Genomic DNA, 23,043 nt, shown 5'->3' with positions numbered 1-23,043 from the left:
GCGCAAGCGGCCGGGGGAGGACCCCGGTGCGATTGCCCGTGGCCGTTGCCCAAAAGTGTCGAATGCCGCCGGTCCGTCCATTTCTTTCCCGGCGACAGGTCGCGTCCGGCGGGATTTGCAACCCTCCATGCCCCCGCCGCACGGCGGGGAGGGCGTTGGGGCTTTGACGAATGCGGCGAAGGATGATTGTTCTGTGCGGCAGGGAGACATGACGCCAACGGCGCCTTCGCCGGCGCGGCGCCTACAACAAGGATGAGATGATGAACGGAGCGGAAAGTCTGGTGCGGACGCTGGTCGCCGGCGGAGTGAACGTCTGCTTCGCCAACCCCGGCACCTCGGAAATGCATTTCGTCGCGGCGCTGGACCGGACCGAGGGCATGCGCTGCGTGCTCGGCCTGTTCGAGGGCATCGTCACCGGCGCGGCCGACGGCTACTTCCGCATGACCGGCACCCCGGCCTCGACCCTGCTGCATCTCGGCCCGGGCCTCGCCAACGGTCTCGCCAACCTGCACAACGCCAAGAAGGCCCATTCGGGCATCGTCAATATCGTCGGCCAGCACGCCACCTACCATATCACCTACAACGCACCGCTGACCTCCGACATCGAGGGTCTGGCGCGGCCGATGTCGGAGTGGGTGAAGACCTCGCCCGACGCGGTGTCGGTCGCCCGCGACGGCGCCGAGGCGATCGCCGCGGCCAAGGGCCATCCCCCGAAGATCGCGACCTTGATTCTGCCCGCGGACACCGCCTGGAACGAGGCCGAGGGGATCGCGCAGGTGCCGGCGGCGGCGCAGCAGCCGTCCTATTCCACCGATGCGGTGACCGAGGCGGCGCGCATCCTGCGCAGCGGCGAGCCGACGTTGCTGCTGCTGACCGGGCAGGCGCTGACCGAGCAGGGCCTCGCGCTCGCCGCCCGCATCGCCGGCAAGACCGGCTGCAAGATGCTGGCCCAGACCTACAACCCGCGCATGGCGCGCGGCCGCGGCCGCACCTTCATCGAGCGCATTCCCTATCCGGTCGACCAGGCGCTGCCGGTGCTCAAGGATTTCCGCCATATCGTGCTGGTCGAGGCGGTCGATCCCGTGGCGTTCTTCGCCTATCCCAACAAGCCGAGCCGCCTGCGTCCCGAGGACTGCAAGGTGCACCAGATGTGCGAGACCGGCGACAGCTCGGTCGCCGCGCTCGAGGCGCTGGCCGAGGCGCTCGGCGCCAGGGCCGGCGACGCGCCGCCGCAGGCGAAGGTCGAACTGATCAAGCCGACGGGGGCGCTGAGCTACGCCAATGTCGCGATGGCGATCGCCTGCGCGATCCCGGAGAACGCCATTCTCGTCGACGAATCCCTCACCACCGGCCGCGGTTTCTTCCCGCCGACCGGCTCGGCGGCGCCGCATGACTGGTTGCAGAACATGGGCGGTTCGATCGGCTTCAGCACGCCGGTCGCGACCGGCGCCGCGGTCGCCTGTCCGGACCGCAAGGTGATCTGCATGGTCGGCGACGGTAGCGCCATGTACACACTGCAGTCGCTGTGGACCCAGGCGCGCGAGAAGCTCGATGTCACCACCATCGTGTTCGCCAACCGCACCTACCAGATCCTGCGCGGCGAGTTCGCCGGCGTCGATGCCGGCGAGCCCGGCCAGCGCGCGCTCGACATGCTCAACATCGACCGCCCGGCGCTCGACTGGGTGGCGCTGGCCAAGGGCATGGGCGTCGAGGGCCGCGCGGTGCGCACCGCCGAGGAGTTCAACGCCGCGCTCGCCGACGCCAATGCCCAGAAGGGCCCGCGGCTGATCGAAGTGGTGCTCTGAACCCCGCAGCCTGAAACAGAAACGGCGCAGCGCGGTGATCGCGCTGCGCCGTTCGTGTTCATGGACCTTGCCTTCGAGGACCTCGTCGCGTGAGCGGCGGCTCAGTCGTCGTCGTTGATGATCGGTCCGAAGCTTTCCCAGCGCTCGCCCTTGAAGCGGATCATCTGCAACTGCTTGATGACACGGAAGTCGGTCGGGCTGGTGGTGATGGTGATGCCGGGCAGCGCCAGATCGGTGTTGACGTTCTTCAGGCTGGCCACCTGTCGCATCACGTTCTCGCGGGTGAGGTCGTCGCCGCACTGGCGCAGCACGATTTCGAGCAGTTGCGCAACGCCGTAGCCATAGGTGTTGAAGCTGCTGTTCTTGTCGCCTTCGGGATAATACTTGTCCATGAAGGCGCGCCACTTGGTCATGCCGGGATCCTTGTCCCAGGTCGGATCGCCCGGATCCTTGCCGTAGTTGACGCTGATGATGCCCTGGGCATTCTCAAGGCCTGCGGGCTTGAGCACGCCGCCGACCGGCTGTGAGTTGATGTTGAGGATGTGCACCGGGTGCCAGTCGAGCTCTGCGATCTTACGGATCGCCTGGGCCGAAAACTTCGGCGTGGTGATGTTATAGAAGAGGTCGACGCCGAGCGATTTCAGCCGCACGATCTGGGAGTCGATGGTGGGGTCAGTAACTTCATAGGGGATTTCGGCGACGATCATCTTGGCGGCCTTGTCGCCGAGACCGGCCTTCAGTCCGACAATATAGTCCTTGCCGAGGTCGTCGTTCTGATAGAGCACGCCGATCTTGGCGTTGGGATAATTGGCGAGAATGTAGCGGGCGTAGATCCGCCCCTCGGTCTGGTAGTTCGGGTTGTAGCCGATGGTCCATGGGAAATTCTTCGGATCGGTGAAGCGCGCCGCGCCGGTCGCGGTGAACAGCTGCGGCACCTTCTTGCCGTTGAGATACTTCTGCACGGCGGCGTTCGGCGCGGTGCCGAGAATCTGGAAGGTCAGCAGGACCTCATCGCTCTCCACCAGCTTGCGCACCTGCTCCACCGTCTTCGGCGGATTGTAGGCGTCGTCGTACTGGATGAGATTGACCTTGCGGCCGTTGATGCCGCCCTGCTCGTTGATCATCTTGAAGTAGGCGGCCTGCACCTTGGCGATGGTGCTGTAGGCGGAGGCCGGACCCGAGAACGGATTGGTCTGGCCGAGCTTGATTTCGGTGTCGCTGGCGCCGGGGTCATAGCGTTTCTGGGCAAGTGCGGTGCTGCTCGCCAGAGCGAGGGCGAGCGCCGCAGCGGCGGCTCCCCTGAAGATGGTGCTGCTGATGAGGGATGCTCTGATGAAGGGCATGGGCTTCTCCCGGGATGCGCCGTTGGCGTCTGTCTGCCCGGTGTCGCGGGCAGGGTTATTTATGAGTGAAGGAAGACTGCGGTATTCGCGCCCGTCCGGCAAGTCGTCGATTGGATGGTGCAACGCAGGATTTTCCAGCTGGCGCAATGACATCGCGGGCGCCCTGCGCGATGTGCCGGCGCTTTCGCTTCAAATGCGCCCGGAGAAATTCATCGTCCGGTAGTAGCATCCAGCCGGTGGCTTAAGCTTTCCGCAGCACATTGGCCTCTAGATTGCGCAGCGGCGCAGGCACCGAGGGGCGGGCTGATGAAGATGCTTGGACGATTCTGGCGTTGCGATTCCGGCGCGACCTCGATCGAGTATGCCCTGATCGCCTCCGGCGTCTCGATCGTGATCGCCGTGCTCGTGACCCAGATGGGGTCGTCGCTGAGCACCAGGTACAGCTCGGTGACCTCCGCCGTGTCGTCGTCGCAGTAATCTGCGACAGCTCGCCGCACGGCTTGCGGACGGAAACGACTGTCCGCCCGATCCTCAGAACACCCCGGGCAGCAGACGGTAGCGCACCCGCGCGGCCATCTCGCGATAGTCCGCCGCCTCGTTCAGCACCCGCTCCTCGCGCAGAATGCGAACCACCTGGAACGTCAGCGCCAGCGCGTAGAACAGCGCGTTGCGCAGCGACGGCATGGTGAGCAGGAAGCCGATGTGGGTGATGGTGTAGCCGGCGTACATCGGGTGGCGGATGAAGCGGTAGGGACCGCCGACCTTGACGCCGCGGTTGGCGGCGATGATGCCGAAGCTGCGGCCGAGTGCGACCTTGGCGGCGATCTGCACGTAGATGCCGGCGATGATGATGGCGAAGCAGGCCGCTTCCGGCAGCAGCGGCGCCACTGGCGCCGGCGTCACCAGCAGCGGCGCGACGGTGCCGGCCACGCCGAACAGCCAGTCCAGCGGCCGGATCGACAGGGTCGCCGACAGCGGCCGGATGATGATCAGCACGAACGCCAGCAGCTCGGAGATGAACATCAGCGCGACGCCGATGTTGGCGGTGTCCGAGATGTTCTGCAGCATCAGGTAGGCGAAGCGACAGAACACGGCGGTGACGATGCCGCGTTCGATGATGTCGAGCATGACGATGCGGCGCGGCACCGGGTTCGTCGCCGGCGGGGTGGTCGGTTGCGGGGCCGTCGCTTCCATCGTCATCGCGGGTTCGTCCATGGTGCGGGGCGGTTGCCCGAAGGGGCACCGACGCCGCCGACCTTAGGGGCGGAAGCTGAGTTTGGGGTTAACCGGTCCGGGGAAAGTCGAACGGACAGGGTGCCCAAACGCCCGGATCGAGCCAACGGACCGGGCGCCATCTTGAGGAGCCGGAACCCGGATGCCGCGGGGCAGGGTTTCGATGGGGCCCCGTGGCGCCCGAGGCCTCAGGGCCGGATCGCCTGCGGCAGATGTTCGGCCAGCATCTCCAGCAGGGCGCGCGTCTTCAGCGGCACCGGCCGCCCCGGCGGGATCAGGGCATGCAGGTCGAAGCCCGGCACGGTGTGGTCGGGCAGCAGGCGCACCAGCTCGCCGCGGGCGAGTTCGGCGGCGCAGGCCGGCTCCTGCAGCACGCCGATGCCGCCGCCGTCGCGCAGCAGCGCCAGCACCGGCCGCCACTGGCCCATCGACCAGACGATCCGCAGCGGTGCCTCGACGCGCTGGCCGCGGGGGCCGGTCAACGGCAGCCGTGCGGTGTTGAACAGCCCGGTGACGCGGACGAACGGGTGATCGACGAGATCGGCAGGCCGCGCCGGCGCGCCATGCTTCGCCAGATAGCCGGGCGCGGCCACCAGCACGCGGCGGACATGGCCAAGCCGGCGCGCGATGAAGCTGCCGTCGCCGCCATCGCCAAGCCGCAGCGACAGGTCGACGCCCTCGGTGACGGGATCGACGATGCGGTCGTTGAGCACCAGCTCGACCTTGAGATCGGGATGGCGCGCATGCAGGCGCAGCAGGATCGGCGGCAGCACGACCTCGCCGAGGCCCTGCGGCGCGGCGATGCGCAGCGTGCCGCGCACCGCGCGATCGGGCGCAACAGAAGCGAGCGCCTCGTCGGCAGCCTCCAGCGTCTGTTTGCTGCGCGTATAGAAGGCGCTTCCGGCATCGGTCACCGTGATGCTGCGGGTGTTCCGCCGCAGCAGGGTGATGCCGAGATGGGCCTTGAGACGATCGATGCGCTCGCTGACCGCGGGCTGGCCGATGCCGAGATCGCGCGCCGCGGCCGACATGCTGCCGCGCTCCACCACCCTGACGAAAATCCGCATCGCTGCCAGCAGGTCCATGGCCACGGATATATCAGCGAAGCCGATGATTGTAATCGGCCCGGCCCGCGTACCGGCCCTGCGCCGGAGCCCTCATATCGGCGTTGCGCGGCACGTCCGCCGCGCGTCAGCACCGAGATCAACGACCGATGAGCGCCATCCGCCTGTACATGCTTCAGTCCGGCACCCAGCACTGCAAGGTGCACGACATCAGGATGAATCAGGGCGGCGGCGCCGACCTTGAAATTCCCGTGCCGTGGTTCCTGCTGATGCACCCCCGCGGTCCCGTGGTGCTCGATGGCGGGCTCGCGGCCGAGGGGCTCGACGACCCGCGCGGCTACTGGGGTGCCTCGGTCGACGTCTTCCGCACGCAGATGACCCGCGAGCAGGGCTGTGTCGCTGCGCTCGCCGCGCTCGGCATCGCGCCGGCTGATATCCGCTACGTCGTGCTGTCGCATCTGCATTCCGACCACACCGGCGCCATCGGCCGCTTTCCCCGTGCGACCCACATCGTGCAGCGGCGCGAGTACGACTATGCGTTCGCGCCGGACTGGTTCGCGGTGGCGGCCTACTGCCGTCGCGATGTCGACCGCTCCGGTCTCGCGTGGCGCTTGCTCGATGGCGAAGCGGCCGACGACTGCGATCTCCTTGGCGACGGCACGCTGCGCCTGGTGTTCACGCCCGGGCATTCGGTCGGTCATCAGTCGTTCGTGGTGACGCTGCCGCGCAGCGGGCCGCTGCTGCTCACCGCCGACGCGGCCTACACCATGGACCACTGGCATGAGCGTGCGCTGCCCGGTTTCATGACCTCGGCGGTCGAGGCGGTGCGTTCGGTGCGCAAGCTTCGGGCGCTGGCCGAGCGCCTCGGCGCCAGGGTGATCCCCGGGCATGATCCGGAAGCTTGGGCCGGGGTCCGGCACGCCCCGGCGTTCTACGACTGACGCACGAGGCACATGGCTCGATGTGCCCGATCGACCCGGAAAAATTTACAGCCATTTGCGCGGAGCGAGAAGACAGGCGGCGCTCCCTCTGAATATCCCCTTGCGCAGCTCGTCACGCGATGGCATCCGGCGGGCGAGGCCGCGTGTGTGCGCGGTTCATCCCGTGGTTTCGAACAGGACTCGAACTGACCTCATGACACGCTCGCTGACTTCGGCGCTCGGCGCCGCCTTCGCTTCCCTCGTTCTGCTTGCCGCGCCGGCCGCGGCGGCGCCGCTGCCGGGCGGCGCCGGCTCGCTGGTCGAGACCTATCAGGACTGGGTCGTCGCCTGTCAGGCGCAGGAAGCGGTGACGAACTGCGTGATCCGGCAGGTGCAGAGCAACACGCAGAACAACCAGGTGGTGCTCACCGTCGAATTCCGCAGCGTCGCCGGCGGCAAGCTCGAGGGCGCGCTGCTGCTGCCATTCGGCCTTGCGCTCGCCAAGGGCGTCACCCTCAAGATCGACGAGGCGCCGGTCGGGGGCCTCGCGTTCTCCACCTGCGTGCCGCAGGGCTGCCTTGTGCCGATGAGCCTCGATCCGCCCCAGGTCGCGAAGCTGAAGACCAGCGCGGCCCTCACCATCGGCGCCAGCGCGGTCAACCAGACCGAGCCGGTGGCGCTGAAAGTCTCGCTCAAGGGCTTTCCGGCGGCATGGAATCGTGTCGCGGAGCTGACGAAGTAAGCGGCGACATCGCCGGCCGCGAACGCCGCGTCTGCTCTCGCGGCGCGCGGCGAGGCGGGCTTGATGTTGGGACGGCTGCCGATTGACGGATGGTGATGTTCAGGCACGTCGCCAGGAAGGGCCGCGCATCGGTCGGCTGCCGAATGGATGATCCGATCCAGAGGATCCTGATCATTTCCGGCGGCTGGATAAAACGTACAGATAGAGAGCGCCAAGCGCGAAAGACAGCACGCTGATCGGGAGCATGGTCGCTACACGCATCTCATAGGCGATGCGCGCCATGGGATCGGCAGCGACAGAGAACGATGCACTTTGAACGGCCCATAACAGGCAATAGACGCTCATCAGGATCAGAAAAATTCCCAGCAGATAGCCGGCGGCTCTGAGCACAAGGCCGATCGTCGTTATCATGTCGGGATTCCTCCCCCAACAGGCCGCCAAGACCAACCTTCGGGATGAGGCGGTGACGGTTGTGGACTTGCGCCGCTTCAATTCAAGGGACCGAGATAATCTTCTTCACGATCGAATGCGCGGCGCGCCCGACCTCGAGCGTGGCCAGGTTCTTCGCGAAGCGGAGATGGCCGCGCCCATTGTCGAGCGGATCGATCCGGTCGATCCGGCTGCAATTGACGATCATCGAGCGACCGAGGCGCACGAAGGGCGGATTTGGCAATCGCTCCTCCATCCGTCCGATCGACAATGTCGCAAAGCAGTTCTCGCCGGATGCCAGCAGCAGGCGGCTGAAATCCTTCTCGGCCTCGACCGCGAGAATCTGGTCGAGCTGGATCAGCCGGTAGCCGGTATGATCAGCGATCCGGAGCGGCAGCGACGCCTTGTTGTCGGGGCGACCGCCGGCCCGCGCCTTGCGTTGCTCGATTGCCTGTTCCAATCGACCAATGACCTGGGAGAACCGGTTCGGCTCGACCGGCTTCAGGAGAAAATCGAACGCTTCGGCCTCGAATGCCTCGAGCGCGCGGCCGGCGTGTCCGGAATAGATGATGATGGGAAGCTGCGCGTCGAGCGCGCGGAACAGGCTGAAGCCTTCCTCGCCCGGCATCACGACGTCGAGAATGATCGCGTCCGGCTGGACCGATTTGATGAGCGGGACTGCCGTCTCGACCGATGCCGCCTCACCGGCGACCGTGACGCCGCCATGGTCGAGGCAGGCCTGATGGATGGCACGCCGTGCGTGGGATTCGTCGTCGACAACGAACAGCCTCACGCCGGTTCTCCCGACAGTTCGACGGTCGCAGCGACCATCCGGTCGCGCTGCTTCAACTCGAACGAAGCGCGCGCGCCGTAATGCATGGCCAATCGGCTGCGCAGATTTCGCAGCCCCACGCCGTTGCCGTTCCCGCCGCGCGGAGACTGGAGCAGGACGCCCGAGTTCTCGACCGAGATGTTCACCGTGTCGTCCTGCGCCGTGATGTGGACCGCGATCTGGAGCACGCCCGATGCGTCGGCGACGCCGAATTTCAACGCGTTCTCGATCAGGGGTTGCAGCAGGAGTGTCGGGATGATGCGGTTCTGAGCCTCGGGCGCCACGTCGATGCGCGACGCAAGCTTCGATCCGAACCGCATGTCCTGCACGCGCAGATAGGCGCGGATTGCGCCGGCTTCGGCCGCGATCGGCGCAAATTCCTGATCTCCGATGCTCAGCGTGTAGCGCAGGTACGCGCTCAGTTCGCGCAGCAACGCGGCCGCCTGGCGAGGGTCATCGTAGACCTCGGTGATGATCGCATTGAGGCTGTTGAAGATGAAGTGCGGATCGAGCTGCTGCCGCAACCGGCGCAGCTCCGACAGGATTGCGAGTTGCTCGGCATCGTTGCGGGCATTGATGGCCGTGATCTCGTTCTTGATCGAAGCGCGGATATTCATCGTCCAAAGCAGCGTGACCGACCATATGATCGCAATCATCGCGTAGTAGACGCTCACCGTCGCCCAAGCGTACGTCATGATGGTGCCGGGCGGAAACAGCAGTTTAAGCAACGGCTGCAGAACGAATGGAATGATGAAGATCGCGAAGAAGACGCCCAGCGCCATGGAAAACAGCAGGATCGACAGCGTCGCGGCGATCGAGACCTTGATCTCGTAGCCATCGAAAAGAAGATTGATCGAATACAGGACGATGACGAAAATGCCGTCGAGCAGTGTGGTTTGGGCCGTTGCAACGAGGAGGCTCTTGTGCAGATCGAATCTGATGAGCATCCCCATGAGGAAGATGAGCGCGGCGTAGACGACGAAAATATATTTTGTATTGACGATCTCCGAGCTGACGATCGGTTTGTTTCCAACTGTGTCCGACATGCTCTTCAATGACGGTTGTTTGTTATGATTTGGAATACGTGAGCGAAATATGTGTAGGTCCGGCGGCCGCAATGGTCGTCGTTATGAGTGGTCCGGCCGGCGACCTGCCGCGGGGCCCGTGATCCGCGGCAGTTGGAACCTTTAGTTTGTACGCCAGATGGCGCGGGTGGAGCAACGGACGATCAACGTGGTCGCACGGACTGGTTAAGCGCGGCGCGGGCGACGCATCGTCCGGGACCGGAATCTCCGCTACCGACGAGATCCATGCAGAGGTTGCGGCGCCGGGCGTTCGCAGGGGGCGGGGGGCCGATGAGGCGCCGGGGGCTGCGAGATCGCGCGCATGAGGCGGGTTTCGGATGACGAATTTGTCATCGAAATCCGGCCATGGGCATCGCGTCCACAGCCCGGCCGGCACCCCGCGCACATGGTTAACACGCCGTTTCGTCGACGTTTTTGTCGATTGGTCGAAAACGCGTTGTGCGCTGATTTAGGTATTTTTAACGAATGGCCGGGGCGGCATTGGATGCGACGCCATTCGTTTAATGGCCAGCCCTGCCGGTCAAGACTTGCGAATGGGTTGCTTCAGACGGTCCCGCAGCAATCGGCGTCGTTGCCTGCAGTCGTTTGGGGTGGAGTATGTTCGGCGGGGCTTGGCGTAAGCGGATCGGGTTTGGTCCCGCCTCGTCCGGGCAGTCGGTACCGGCCGGCGGCGTTTCGCGGCCCGCGCGGGGGGAAAAGCCCCCCGGAGCAGGAGCCCGGCTCCTCGTCCCGGTCGCCAGGAGTGGACGCCTCCGTATCGTCCTGGTTGCACTGATCGGCGCGCTGCTCGTTCTTTGCGCTACCGCGGGCAACGCCCAGGCCGATCCGGCGATCACGAGTGTGTCTCCTCAGGCAGGCCCGGTTTCTGGCGGCACCTTCGTGACGATCACCGGCGTCGGCTTCGTCTCGGGTCACGGCTATACGGTGCAATTTGGGACAGGCGGGGCATCCGCGACCGCGACCTACGTCAATTCGACAACGCTGACGATGACCACGCCTGCCCAGGCAGCGGGCCTTGTCAACTTGCTGCTGACGGACACAACGACCTCGACCACCGTCACGACTTCAGCCCCCTTCGCTTTTGATGCACCGCCTTCGATCACCTCGATCTCACCAAGCTCCGGATTGCCGGCTGGTGGCACCGACGTAGTCATCACCGGCCGCTTTGATCAGAATGGTTCATCCTCGGTCAACGTCACCATCTGCGGGGTGGCGGCCAGCATTGTGCCGACGCCTACCGGGACCAGAGTAGAGGTCACCGCGTCATCGCATTCCGCCGCGGTCTGCGACGTGGTCGTGACGACGGTGGGCGGGACCACGACGTTGTCGGGTGGTTACACTTATGCTCCGGCGATCTCAACGATTTCGCCGGGGACGGGGCCGATCGCGGGCGGTACATCGGTGACGATCACCGGTTCAGGATTCGTGTCAGGCGACAGCTTCACCGCCACTTTCGGCTCGAGCACGGTCGCGGCGACATACGTCGATGCGACAACCTTGAGGGCAACGGCGCCCCCCGGCTCGGCGGGCGCATCCACAGTGACAGTCACGGATACGACGGCCGGGGTTGTCGCCACCGGGAGTCTGACCTTCACCTATGTCGCGCCGCCGACGGTGACCTCGATCTCTCCGTCGATCGGTTCGACAGCGGGCGGTACGAGCGTCACGATCACCGGCACGGGCTTCGTCCCGGGCGAGAGCTATTCGGCGACCTTCGGCTCGTCGAGCGTGACGGCGACTTATGCCAGTGCGACGACGCTGACAGCGACGACGCCGGCGGGCTCGGCGGGCGCGGTCACTGTGACGGTGCAGGATACCAAGGCTTCGCTCAATGCCACCGGCAGCGCGACCTTCACTTACCTGACGCCGGCCACGGTCGCGTCGATCTCGCCCCCATCAGGCCCGATGTCGGGCGGAACGTCGGTGACGATCTCCGGCTCCGGCTTCGTGTCCGGCCACAGCTACACCGCGAGCTTCGGCGGAAGTTCGGTGACGGCGACCTATGTCAGCGCCACGACGCTGACGGCGACGAGCCCATCCGGTTCGGCGGGTGCATCCACGGTGACGGTCAAGGACATGACGGCCGGCGTTGTCGCCACCGGAAGCGCGACGTTTACCTACGTGGGGACACCGACCGTAGCCTCGATCTCGCCGTCGAGCGGCTCGACGGCAGGCGGCACCAGCGTGACCATCACCGGCACGGGCTTTGTCCCGGGCGAGAGCTATTCGGCGACCTTCGGCTCGTCGACCGTGACGGCTAGCTATGCCAGCTCGACGACGCTGACGGCAACCACGCCTGCGGGCTCGGCGGGCGCGTCGACGGTGACGGTGAAGGATACCACGGTGTCGATCACCGCCACCGGCAGCACGACCTTCACTTACCTGACGCCGGCCACGATCTCGTCGATCTCGCCCGTGTCGGGTACGACATCGGGCGGCACGTCGGTAACGATCACGGGCTCGGGCTTCGTCTCCGGCCACAGCTATACCGCAAGCTTCGGCGGGAGTTCGGTGGCGGCGACCTATGTCAGCGCCACGACGCTGACGGCGACAACGCCCTCAGGTTTGGCAGGCGCAGTCGCGGTAACAGTGACGGACACGACGATCGGAATTCCCGCCACGGGAACCCCGACCTACACCTATGTCGTGACGCCGACCTTGACGTCGATCTCGCCAACATCGGGCGCAATGTCGGGCGGCACGACGGTGACGATCACGGGCACGGGCTTCGTGTCCGGCGAGAGCTACACGGCGAGCTTCGGCGGGAATTCGGTGGCCGCGACCTATGCCAGCGCCACCACGCTGACGGTGACGACACCCGCCGGCGCGGCGGGATCGGCGACGGTGACGTTGACCGACACCACGGCCTCCATCGCCGCCACCGGCAGCGCGACATTCAAATACAGGCCCGCATTGACCTCGATTTCGCCCGTTGCGGGGCCGACCGCGGGTGGCACCGTGGTGACCCTGACGGGCGGGGTGTTCATCGCCGGCGATAACTATACGGTCAACTTCGGCGGGACCCAGGTGACGGGGACCTACGTCGACGCGTCGACCTTGACGGCGACGGCGCCGGCCAAGTCGGCGGGCGCGGTCACGGTGATGGTCGCGGACCTCACCGCGTCGGTCAGCCTGGTCGGCAGCGCAACCTTCACCTACGCCGCACCGACGGTGACGGCGATTTCGCCGGCCACCGGTCCGCCGTCGGGCGGGACCTCCGTGACGATCACCGGCACGGGCTTCGTCGCGGGCGACAACTACACGGCGACCTTCGGCTCGTCGACCGTGACGGCGACCTATGCGAGCGCGACGACGCTGACGGCGACGACGCCGGCCGGTACGCTCGGCGCCGCCACCGTGACCGTGACCGACACCACCGCCTCCGTGGCCGCCACCGGCAGCACGACGTTCACCTATGCCAATCTGCCGACCGTCACCGCCATCTCGCCCAGCGCCGGTCCAACGGCGGGCGGCACCTCGGTCACGATCACCGGCACCAACTTCACGGGCGCGACCGGAGTGACGATCGGCGGCGCGGCGGCGACCTCGGTCACGGTGGTGTCGGCGACCTCGATCACCGCGGTGACGCCGGCCCGAACAGCGGGGGCTGCGAGCGTCCTGGTCACGACACCTGTCGGAACGAATGCTGCGAACACGCTCTACACCTATGCCGCGGCCCCGACGGTGACTGCGATCTCGCCCAGTGCCGGTCCCAAGGCGGGCGGCACCAGCGTCACCATCACTGGCACCGGCTTCACCGGCGCGACGGCGGTCACGATCGGCGGCACGGCCGCGAGTTCGGTCACCGTCGTCTCCGATACCTCGATCACCGCGGTCACGCCGTCCCGCGTATTCGCGGGCGCCACGAGTGTACTGGTCACGACACCAGGCGGCACGAACGCCGCCAATACGCTTTACACCTATGTCGCGGCGCCGACGGTGAGCGCGATCTCGCCTAACACGGGGCCGATCGCGGGCGGCACCAGCGTCACCATCTCCGGCACCGGCTTCACCGGCGCGACGGCGGTCACGATCGGTGGCGCGGCGGCGACCTCGGTCACGGTCGTGTCCTCCACGTCGATCACGGCTGTAACGCCGGCCGGCACGGCAGGGAGCGCGAGCGTCCTGGTGACGACATCAGGCGGAACGAACGCGGCGAACACGCTCTTCACCTATGTCGGGGCGCCGACCGTGACGGCGATCTCGCCCAACTCCGGTCCCACGACCGGCGGCACCAGTGTCACCATCACCGGAACGGACTTCACCGGCGCGACGAGCGTCACGATCGGCGGTGCCGCGGCCACCTCAGTCACCGTGGTGTCGTCCACGTCGATCACGGCGGTGACGCCGGCCGGAACGGCGGGCGCTGCGAGCGTGCTGGTCACGACATCGGCCGGAACCAACACCGCGAACACGCTCTACACCTATGTCGCGGCGCCGACGGTGACGGCGATCTCACCCAATTCCGGTTCGACGGCGGGGGGCACCAGCGTCACCATCACCGGCACCAACTTCACCGGTGTGACAGGGGTCACGATTGGTGGGACGGCTGCAACCTCGGTGACTGTCGTCTCTGCCACCTCGATCACGGCGGTGACGCCGGCCGGCACGGCGGGAAGCGCAAGCGTCCTGGTGACGGCGGCTGGCGGGACGAATGCCGCCAACACACTCTACACTTACGTCGCAGCCCCGACGGTGACGGCGATCTCGCCCAGCACAGGTCCGACGGCAGGCGGGACTTCCGTCACCATCAGCGGCACCAACTTCACCGGCGCGACCGGTGTGACGATCGGTGGCACGGCGGCAACCTCGGTTACCGTGGTATCCGCGACATCGATCACGGCGGTGACGCCGGCCGGCGCTGCGGGCAGCGCGAGCGTCCTGGTCACGACGGTGGGCGGCACAAACGCTGCCAACACGCTCTACACTTACGTCGCAGCCCCGACGGTGACGGCGATCTCGCCCAGCACAGGTCCGACGGCAGGCGGCACCCCCGTCACCATCACCGGCACGGACTTCACCGGCGCGACCGGTGTGACGATCGGTGGCACGGCGGCAACCTCGGTTACCGTGGTGTCTGCGACATCGATCACGGCGGTGACGCCGGCCGGCGCTGCGGGCAGTGCGAGCGTCCTGGTCACGACATCAGGCGGAACGAACGCCGCCAACACGCTCTACACCTATGTTGCGGCGCCGACGGTGACGGCGATCTCACCCAATGCGGGTCCCACAACAGGCGGCACCAGCGTTACGATCACCGGCACCAACTTCACCGGCGCGACCGGCGTTACCATCGGCGGCGCCGCGGCAACCTCGGTCACCGTCGTTTCCGCGACCTTGATCACGGCGGTGACGCCGGCCGGCGCTGCGGGCGGCGCGAGTGTCCTGGTCACGACATCAGGCGGAACGAACGCTGCCAATACGCTCTACACCTATGTAGCGGCGCCGACGGTGACGGCGATCTCACCCAATGCGGGTCCCACAACAGGCAGCACCAGCGTCACGATCACCGGCACCAACTTCACCGGCGCGACCGGCGTCACGATCGGCGGTGCAGCCGCGACATCGGTCACCGTCGTCTCATCGACCTCGATCACTGCTGTTACGCCGGTTGGAACGGCGGGAACTGCAAGCGTGCTGGTGACGACGCCCGGTGGCACCAACGCCGCGAACACGCTCTACACTTATGTTGCTCCCCCCACGGTCACGGCAATCTCGCCCAGCGCCGGTCCCACGACCGGCGGCACCAGCGTCACGATCACCGGCACCAACTTCGCCGGTGCGACCGGCGTGACCATCGGCGGCGCCGCGGCAACCTCGGTCACCGTCGTTTCCGCGACCTCGATCACGGCGGTGACGCCAGCGGGGGCGGCGGGCGGCGCGAGTGTCCTGGTCACGACATCAGGCGGAACGAACGCTGCCAATACGCTCTACACCTATGTCGCGGCGCCGACCGTCAGCGCGATCTCGCCGAGCGCCGGCCCGACCATAGGTGGCACCAGCGTCACGATTACCGGCACCAACTTCACCGGCGCGACGGGCGTGACCATCGGCGGCACGGCCGCGACATCGGTCACGGTGGTGTCCGCGACCTCGATCACGGCGGTAACGCCGGCCGGCGCCGCGGGGACCGCGAGCGTCCTGGTTACCACCGCTGGCGGCACCAACGGCGCCAACACGCTCTACACCTATGTCGCGGCGCCGACGGTGACGGCGATCTCGCCGAGCACCGGCCCAACATCTGGCGGCACCAGCGTCACCATCACCGGTACCAACTTCACCGGCGCGACCGCCGTGACGATCGGTGGCGCGGCGGCGACGTCGGTCACCGTGGTGTCGGCGACCTCGATCACGGCGGTGACGCCGGCTGGCACGGCGGGGACTGCGAGCGTGCTGGTGACGACGGTTGGCGGCACCAACGCCGCCAACACGCTCTACAGCTACGTGACGGCCCCGACGGTCACAGCAATCTCGCCCAGCGCTGGTCCAGCGGCGGGCGGCGCGAGCGTCACCATCACGGGGACCAACTTCACCGGCGCGACCGGTGTCACCATCGGTGGCGCGGCGGCGACGTCGGTCACGGTGGTGTCCGCGACCTCGATCACGGCGGTGACGCCAGCGGGGTCGGCCGGCACCGCGAGCGTCCTGGTCACGACGGCAGGCGGCACGAACGCCCCCAACACGCTCTACAGCTATGTCGCGGCGCCGACGGTCACGGCCATCTCGCCCAACACGGGACCGACGGGAGGTGGGACCTCCGTCACCATCACCGGCACCGGCTTTACCGGCGCGACTGGAGTCACGATTGGCGGCACGGCCGCGACGTCGGTCACGGTGGTGTCGGCGACCTCGATCACGGCGGTCACGCCGGCTGGCACTGCGGGCAGCGCGAGCGTCCTGGTGAGCACGACAGGCGGGACGAACGCGCCCAACACGTTCTTCACCTATGTCGCTCCGCCGGCGATCACGGCCATCTCACCGAATTCCGGATCCACGACAGGCGGCACCTCCGTCACCATCACGGGTACGGGCTTCACCGGCGCGACCGGCGTGACGATCGGCGGCGCGGCGGCGACGTCGGTCACCGTGGTGTCGGCGACCTCGATCACCGCGGTAACGCCGGCCGGCACGGCGGGGGCCGCAAGCGTCCTGGTCACCACCCCTTACGGCACCAACAGCGCCAACAGCCTCTTCACCTATGGCACGTCCCCGACTGTGGCGTCGATCTCACCGAGCGCAGGTCCAATTTCGGGGGGCACCAGCGTCACCATCTCCGGCGCCAATTTCACCGGCGCCACGGCCGTCACGATCGGTGGTGCGGCCGCGACCGCCGTCACCATCGTCTCCGCGACCACGATCACCGCCGTGACACCGGCGGGCACGGCGGGGACCGCAAGCGTCCTTGTCACGACGCCTGACGGAACGAACGCGGCGAACACGCTCTTCACCTATGCGGCCGCGCCGACGGTGACGGCGATCTCGCCCAATTCCGGCCCGGCGGCAGGCGGCGCATCGGTCACCATCACGGGCACCGGCTTCACCGGCGCGACGAGCGTGACGATCGGCGGCACGGCCGCGACCTCGGTCACCGTGGTGTCCGCGACCTCGATCACAGCGGTGACACCGGCCGGTACGGCCGGGACCGCGAGTGTGCTGGTGACGACACCAGGCGGCACCAGCGCCGCCAACACGCTCTACACCTATGTTACAGCGCCGACGGTGACGGCGATCTCGCCCAGCGCCGGTCCGACGGCCGGCGGCACCAGCGTCACCATCACCGGGACCAACTTCACCGGCGCGACCGGCGTCACGATCGGCGGCACGGCCGCGACATCAGTCACGGTGGTGTCCTCCACGTCGATCACGGCCGTGACACCAGCGGGTTCGGCGGGGAGCGCGAGCGTCCTGGTCACGACGGCGGGCGGGACGAACGCCGCCAACACGCTCTACAGCTATGTCGCGGCGCCGACGGTGACGGCGATCTCGCCCAGCACTGGCCCAACATCTGGCGGCACCAGCGTCACCATCACCGGCACCAATTTCACCGGCGCGACCGGTGTGACGATCGGCGGCGCGGCCGCGACATCGGTCACCGTGGTGTCCGCGACCTCGATCACGGCGGTGACGCCGGCTGGCGCTGCGGGGACCGCAAGCGTCCTGGTCACGACGCCCTACGGGACCAACGCCGCCAACACGCTCTACACCTATGTCGCGGCGCCGACAGTGATCGCGATCTCGCCCGCCAACGGCCCTACGGTCGGCGGTGCCAGCATCACCATCACCGGCACCAACCTCACCGGTGCGACCGGTGTGACGATCGGCGGCACGGCCGCGACATCGGTCACGGTCGTCTCCGCGACCTCGATCACCGCGGTGACACCGGCTGGCTCTGCGGGCAGCGCGAGCGTCCTGGTCACGACGGTGGGCGGGACGAACGCCGCCAACACGCTCTACACTTATGTTAGTCCCCCGACGGTGACGGCGATCTCGCCGAGCGCCGGTCCGACGGTGGGCGGCACCAGCGTCACCATCACCGGCACCAATTTCACCGGCGCGACCGGCGTCACGATCGGCGGCACGGCCGCGACCTCGGTCACGGTCGTGTCCTCTACGTCGATCACGGCGGTAACGCCGGCCGGCGCTGCGGGGAGCGCGAGCGTCCTCGTGACGACGGCGGGCGGGACGAACGCCGCGAACACGCTCTACAGCTATGTCGCGGCGCCGACGGTGACGGCGATCTCGCCGAGCACCGGCCCAACATCTGGCGGCACCAGCGTCACCATCACCGGCACCAATTTGACCGGCGCGACGGGCGTCACGATCGGCGGCACGGTCGCGACCTCGGTCACGGTCGTGTCCTCCACGTCGATCACGGCTGTAACGCCGGCCGGCACGGCGGGGAGCGCGAGCGTCCTGGTCACGACGGCGGGCGGGACGAACGCCGCCAACACGCTCTACAGCTATGTCGCGGCGCCGACGGTGACGGCGATCTCGCCGAGCACCGGCCCAACATCTGGCGGCACCAGCGTCACCATCACCGGCACCAACTTCACCGGCGCGACAGGCGTCACGATCGGCGGCACGGCCGCGACCTCGGTCACGGTCGTGTCCTCCACGTCGATCACGGCGGTAACGCCGGCCGGCGCTGCGGGGAGCGCGAGCGTCCTCGTGACGACGTCTGGTGGCACCAACGCCGCCAACACGCTCTACAGCTATGTCGCGGCCCCGACGGTGACGGCGATCTCGCCCAGCACTGGCCCAACATCTGGCGGCACCAGCGTCATCATCACCGGCACCAACTTCACCGGCGCGACAGGCGTGACGATTGGCGGTACGGCAGCGACGTCGGTCACGGTCGTGTCCTCCACGTCGATCACGGCGGTAACGCCGGCCGGCACGGCGGGGAGCGCGAGCGTCCTGGTGACGACGGCGGGCGGGACGAACGCCGCCAATACACTCTTCACCTATGTCGCGGCCCCGACGGTGACGGCGATCTCGCCCAATTCCGGCCCAACGACGGGTGGCACCTCCGTCACTATCACGGGCACCAATTTCACCGGCGCGACAGGTGTGACGATTGGCGGTACGGCCGCGACGTCGGTCACCGTGGTGTCCTCCACGTCGATCACGGCCGTGACACCAGCGGGTTCGGCGGGGACCGCGAGCGTCCTGGTGACGACATCAGGTGGCACCAACGCCGCCAATACACTCTTCACCTATGTCGCGGCCCCGACTGTCACGGCGATCTCGCCCAATTCCGGCCCAACGACGGGTGGCACCTCCGTCACCATCACCGGCACCGGTTTCACCGGCACGACAGGTGTGACGATCGGCGGTACAGCAGCGACGTCGGTCACCATCGTCTCCGCGACATCGATCACGGCCGTGACGCCGGCCCACGCCGCGGGGACCGCGAGCGTCCTCGTGACGACGTCTGGTGGCACCAACGCCGCCAACACGCTCTACAGCTATGTCGCGGCGCCGACGGTGACGGCGATCTCACCCAATGCGGGTCCCGCAACAGGCGGCACCAGCGTCACCATCACCGGTACTGGCTTCACCGGCGCGACCGGTGTGACGATCGGCGGCGTGGCCGCGACATCGGTCACCGTGGTGTCCGCGACCTCGATCACGGCGGTGACGCCGGCTGGTGCTGCGGGGACCGCAAGCGTCCTGGTCACGACGCCCTACGGGACCAACGCCGCCAACACGCTCTACACCTATGTCGCGGCGCCGACAGTGATCGCGATCTCGCCCGCGAGCGGCCCTACGGTCGGCGGCACCGGCGTCACCATCACCGGCACCAATTTCACCGGTGCCACCAGCGTCACCATCGGCGGCGCGGCGGCAACCTCGGTGACGGTCGTGTCGGCGACCTCGATCACCGCGGTGACTCCGGCAGGTTCAGCGGGGACCGCAAGTGTGCTGGTCACGACATCAGGCGGAACGAACGCTGCCAACACGCTCTACACCTATGTCGCGGCCCCGACGGTGACGGCGATTTCGCCCAGCACGGGGACGATCACCGGCGGGATCAACGTCACCATCACCGGGACGAATTTCAGCACGACCGCCGCCAACAACACGGTGAAGTTCGGCACGACCACCGCCACCGTCATCGGCACGCCGACGGCGACATCGATGAGCGTGACGGTGCCGTCGGGCTCCGCGGGCACCGTCCATGTCACCGTGACCGTCGGTGGGCAGACCAGCGCGATCTCGTCGGCGGACCAGTTCACCTATCTGCAGACGACCACGACGAGTCTCTTCTCGTCCTTGCCCACACCAACCTTTGGGACGAGCATTACCTTGACGGCCACCATCGTGGGTGGCGCGTCGCCGACCGGAATTGTGACCTTCAAGGACGGCGCGATCACGCTGGGTACGGGCTCAGTGTCCGGGACCACCGCAACCTATACGACCAGCAGCCTCGGCGTCGGTGCGCACAACATCACGGCGGTCTATGGCGGCGATGCCAACAATGCCACCAGCATGTCGGCGGCGACGACCGTGACGGTTGGGCTGGACGCGACGACGACGAGCGTCGGCTCGTCCTTGACGACGCCGAGCTATGGCACCAGCGTCACCTTCACCGCGACGATCGCGGGGGGCTCGTCGCCGACGGGCATGGTGACGTTCAAGGACGGCGCGACCACACTGGGCAGCGGTACGGTCTCCAGCGCCATCGCAACCTACACGACCAGCAGCCTCAGCGTCGGCGTGCACAGCATCACGGCGGTCTACGGCGGCGATGCCAACAATGCCACCAGTACGTCGTTGGCGACGATCGTAACGGTCAACAGCGCAGCGCTGACGACGACGCAGGCGGTGCCCTCGACCACGCTGATGGCAGGTTCGGCTGCAAGCTTCACGCCGGTGACCGCGTTCGGCGGCAATGGCAGCCTGACCTACGCGCTGTCCACCGGTGTGCTGCCGGCGGGGCTGAGCTTCTCGACCACGACCGGCCAGATCACCGGCACGCCGACGGCGCTGCTCGGCAGCACCACCTACACGGTAACGGTGACCGACCAGACCACGCCGACGGCGCAGACCTCGTCGAAGACCTTCAGCCTGACCGTCAACGCGGCGACGCTGACGACGACGCAGTCGGTGCCCTCGACCGCGCTGACGGCAGGCTCGGCCGCGAGCTTCACGCCCGTCACCGCGTCCGGCGGCTTCGGCACGCGCAGCTTTGGACTGGCGCCCAGCACCTTGCCGACGGGGCTGAGTTTCTCCGTGACGACCGGCCAGATCACCGGCACACCGACGACGTTGCTCGCCACCACGGTCTTCACGGTGACCGTGACGGACCAGACCACGCCGACGGCGCAGACCTCGTCGAAGACCTTCAGCCTCACCGTGGCGTCTGCCGCGCCGGTCGTCACCGCCGTCAGTCCGAATACCGGCCCGACCACCGGCGGCACGTCGGTCACCATCACTGGCAGCAGCCTCGCCGGAGCGACCGCCGTCAAATTCGGCAACGCCAACGCGGTCTCATTCACGGTGATCAGCGCCACCCAGATCAGCGCCGTCGCGCCATCGGGACCGCTCGGCGCCGTCGATGTGACGGTCACAGCATCCGGCGTCTCGAGCCAACTCAGCGCTGCGGATCGTTTCACCTATGCCGCGAGTGCGGACAGTGCAAACCTGCGCAAGCTGCAGGCCACGGTGACGCCGATGGTGGCGCAGTCCTGGGCGCAGGCGACTGTGGGCGCGATGGACAGCGCCATCTCCGAAGGCTTCAGCGGCGGCGGCCCGCTGGTAAGCCCGAGCGGAAGCGGCATGCGCTTCAACTTCGGAGCCGAGCCCGATTCGCAGCCGCAGCAGGCGGGCAGGACAGCGCGCGATCTCTTCAGCAACGCCAACGGCTTCTCCGGCAATGGGCAGGGTTTGGCCGGCACGGGTGCGGCGCGGGCCCGCGACGGCGCATCTGCCTCGTCGCGGATCAATAACGCCTTCGCCGCGTTCGGCGATCCGAATTCCAGCGATCGCGCTGCACGGACGTCGCCGAGCGTCGCCGTCCCCAAGGAGTGGTTCGGCTGGGCCGAGATCAGTGGCGCCACCTTGAGTCGCTGGGCCGCGCCGCCGACACAAGTCGGTCTGGTCGCCACCAACCCGTCGGTCTACGGCAATCAGGTCGACGTTCTCGCCGGTCTCACCCGCATGCTGACGCCGAACATCCTGATCGGCGTGCTCGGCGGCTACGAGACCTTCGACTACCGTTACGATGCGATCCAGGGCCGGCTCAAAGGCAACGGCTGGACCACGGGCGCGTATGCGAGCTGGAAACTCACGTCCTCGGTTCGCTTCGATGCCGGCGTCGCCTATTCCGGCATCGGCTATGACGGCAGCGCGGGAGCCGCATCCGGCTCATTCGCCGGCAATCGCTGGCTGGCCTCGGCCGGATTGAAGGGCAACTATGAGAGCTACGGCGTTCAGATCGAGCCGTCCGCGACTGTCTTCGCGTTGTGGGAGCGCGAGAACGCCTACACCGACTCGCTCGGGGTGTTGCAGACCGCACGCACCTTCTCGACCGGCCGTGCCAGCGGCGGTGTCAAGATCGCCTATCCATTTTCATGGACCGATGCGATCAAGCTCGTGCCCTATCTTGGTATCCACGGCGACTATTACTTCAACACCGACGACACCAGCCTCGCGGGCGCGACCGCGCGGGCCACGCCGATGTTCGCCGGCTGGTCGGCGCGCACCCAGCTCGGCATCGGCGCGCAATTCCAGAATGGCGGACAGTTGACGGTCGGCGGTGAGCGCAGCGGCATCGGCGGCAACTTCGGCCTCTGGACCTACCGCGCGCGCGCCTCGATCCCGTTCAGCGCGCAGTGAGACAGTATGAGGGAGTCCCCCAAATGAGCGCGGAGGCTGAGAAGATCGCCTTGGTCCGACGGGTGTCACGAATGTTCGTTGGTGCCGCCAAAATCAAGGTCTCGATGGTGACGATCGTGCTTCGCAAGGGCTACGGCCTCGGCGGCCAGGCCATGGCTGGAGGCCGTACACTGGCGCCGTTCTTCACCGTGTCATGGCCGACCGGCGAGTTCGGGGGGCATCGGCATCGAGGGAGCGGTGAATTTGGCC

Annotated in this window: 12 protein-coding genes and 1 pseudogene; 7 read left to right on the top strand and 6 right to left on the bottom strand. The window is 67.3% G+C overall.

Features of this window, described 5'->3' with window-relative positions; genetic code table 11:
• Positions 1-260 precede the first annotated feature (260 nt).
• Entirely contained in the window at positions 261-1,805 is a 1,545-nt protein-coding gene (locus JQ639_RS15025; protein WP_211966952.1) for an acetolactate synthase large subunit, read from the top strand.
• 101 nt (positions 1,806-1,906) lie between these two features.
• Here the strand turns inward: JQ639_RS15025 and JQ639_RS15020 are convergent, their stop codons facing one another.
• Entirely contained in the window at positions 1,907-3,148 is a 1,242-nt protein-coding gene (locus JQ639_RS15020) for an ABC transporter substrate-binding protein (protein WP_211966953.1), read from the bottom strand.
• Here JQ639_RS15020 and JQ639_RS15015 point away from each other — a divergent pair.
• Both JQ639_RS15015 and JQ639_RS15010 read left to right on the top strand, forming a co-directional pair.
• A complete protein-coding gene (locus tag JQ639_RS15015) occupies positions 3,138-3,371 on the top strand; it encodes a hypothetical protein (RefSeq protein WP_211966954.1) in 234 nt (77 codons plus the stop codon). The genes JQ639_RS15020 and JQ639_RS15015 overlap by 11 nt on opposite strands.
• 83 nt (positions 3,372-3,454) lie before the next feature.
• Positions 3,455-3,625 (top strand): Flp family type IVb pilin, encoded by a 171-nt coding sequence (locus tag JQ639_RS15010; RefSeq protein ID WP_211966955.1) that lies wholly within the window; start codon positions 3,455-3,457, stop codon positions 3,623-3,625.
• Between the two features lie 54 nt (positions 3,626-3,679).
• Here JQ639_RS15010 and JQ639_RS15005 read toward each other — a convergent pair whose 3' ends face one another.
• Positions 3,680-4,348: a methyltransferase family protein gene (locus tag JQ639_RS15005; protein WP_211966956.1), complete on the bottom strand. Its 669-nt coding sequence runs from the start codon at positions 4,346-4,348 to the stop codon at positions 3,680-3,682.
• A 221-nt stretch (positions 4,349-4,569) separates the two neighbouring features.
• Positions 4,570-5,466, bottom strand: coding sequence for a LysR family transcriptional regulator (locus tag JQ639_RS15000; protein ID WP_211967251.1), 897 nt, complete (start codon positions 5,464-5,466; stop codon positions 4,570-4,572).
• 128 nt (positions 5,467-5,594) lie between these two features.
• Between JQ639_RS15000 and attM the strand changes: the two genes are divergently transcribed.
• Together attM and JQ639_RS14990 are read left to right on the top strand one after the other, a co-directional pair.
• Positions 5,595-6,386 carry an AttM family quorum-quenching N-acyl homoserine lactonase gene (gene attM, locus JQ639_RS14995; RefSeq protein ID WP_211966957.1) on the top strand — a complete coding sequence of 264 codons (792 nt, stop codon included), beginning with the start codon at positions 5,595-5,597 and terminating at the stop codon, positions 6,384-6,386.
• Positions 6,387-6,579: 193 nt separating this feature from the next.
• The gene (locus JQ639_RS14990; protein ID WP_211966958.1) at positions 6,580-7,107 is read left to right on the top strand and encodes an invasion associated locus B family protein; all 528 of its coding nucleotides are present in this window, start codon (positions 6,580-6,582) and stop codon (positions 7,105-7,107) included.
• Between the two features lie 171 nt (positions 7,108-7,278).
• Here JQ639_RS14990 and JQ639_RS14985 read toward each other — a convergent pair whose 3' ends face one another.
• The 3 genes from JQ639_RS14985 to JQ639_RS14975 form a co-directional block, all read right to left on the bottom strand.
• A complete protein-coding gene (locus tag JQ639_RS14985; RefSeq protein WP_211966959.1) occupies positions 7,279-7,518 on the bottom strand; it encodes a hypothetical protein in 240 nt (79 codons plus the stop codon).
• Positions 7,519-7,600: 82 nt separating this feature from the next.
• Positions 7,601-8,329: a LytR/AlgR family response regulator transcription factor gene (locus JQ639_RS14980; protein ID WP_211966960.1), complete on the bottom strand. Its 729-nt coding sequence runs from the start codon at positions 8,327-8,329 to the stop codon at positions 7,601-7,603.
• Positions 8,326-9,414 carry a sensor histidine kinase gene (locus JQ639_RS14975; protein ID WP_211966961.1) on the bottom strand — a complete coding sequence of 363 codons (1,089 nt, stop codon included), beginning with the start codon at positions 9,412-9,414 and terminating at the stop codon, positions 8,326-8,328. Before JQ639_RS14975 ends, JQ639_RS14980 begins: the two co-directional genes overlap by 4 nt.
• 636 nt (positions 9,415-10,050) lie before the next feature.
• On the opposite strand from JQ639_RS14975, the pseudogene JQ639_RS35825 reads away from it, so the two are divergent.
• Together JQ639_RS35825 and JQ639_RS14970 are read left to right on the top strand one after the other, a co-directional pair.
• Positions 10,051-10,992, top strand: a pseudogene (locus JQ639_RS35825) (IPT/TIG domain-containing protein); the annotation flags it as partial.
• The gene (locus tag JQ639_RS14970) at positions 10,993-22,794 is read left to right on the top strand and encodes an IPT/TIG domain-containing protein (protein WP_349644839.1); all 11,802 of its coding nucleotides are present in this window, start codon (positions 10,993-10,995) and stop codon (positions 22,792-22,794) included.
• The last annotated feature ends 249 nt before the right edge of the window (positions 22,795-23,043 follow it).

It is taken from the genome of Bradyrhizobium sp. U87765 SZCCT0048 (genome assembly GCF_018131225.1).
Taxonomy (GTDB): domain Bacteria; phylum Pseudomonadota; class Alphaproteobacteria; order Rhizobiales; family Xanthobacteraceae; genus Bradyrhizobium_A.
This window is presented reverse-complemented; position numbering and strand designations above follow the sequence as displayed.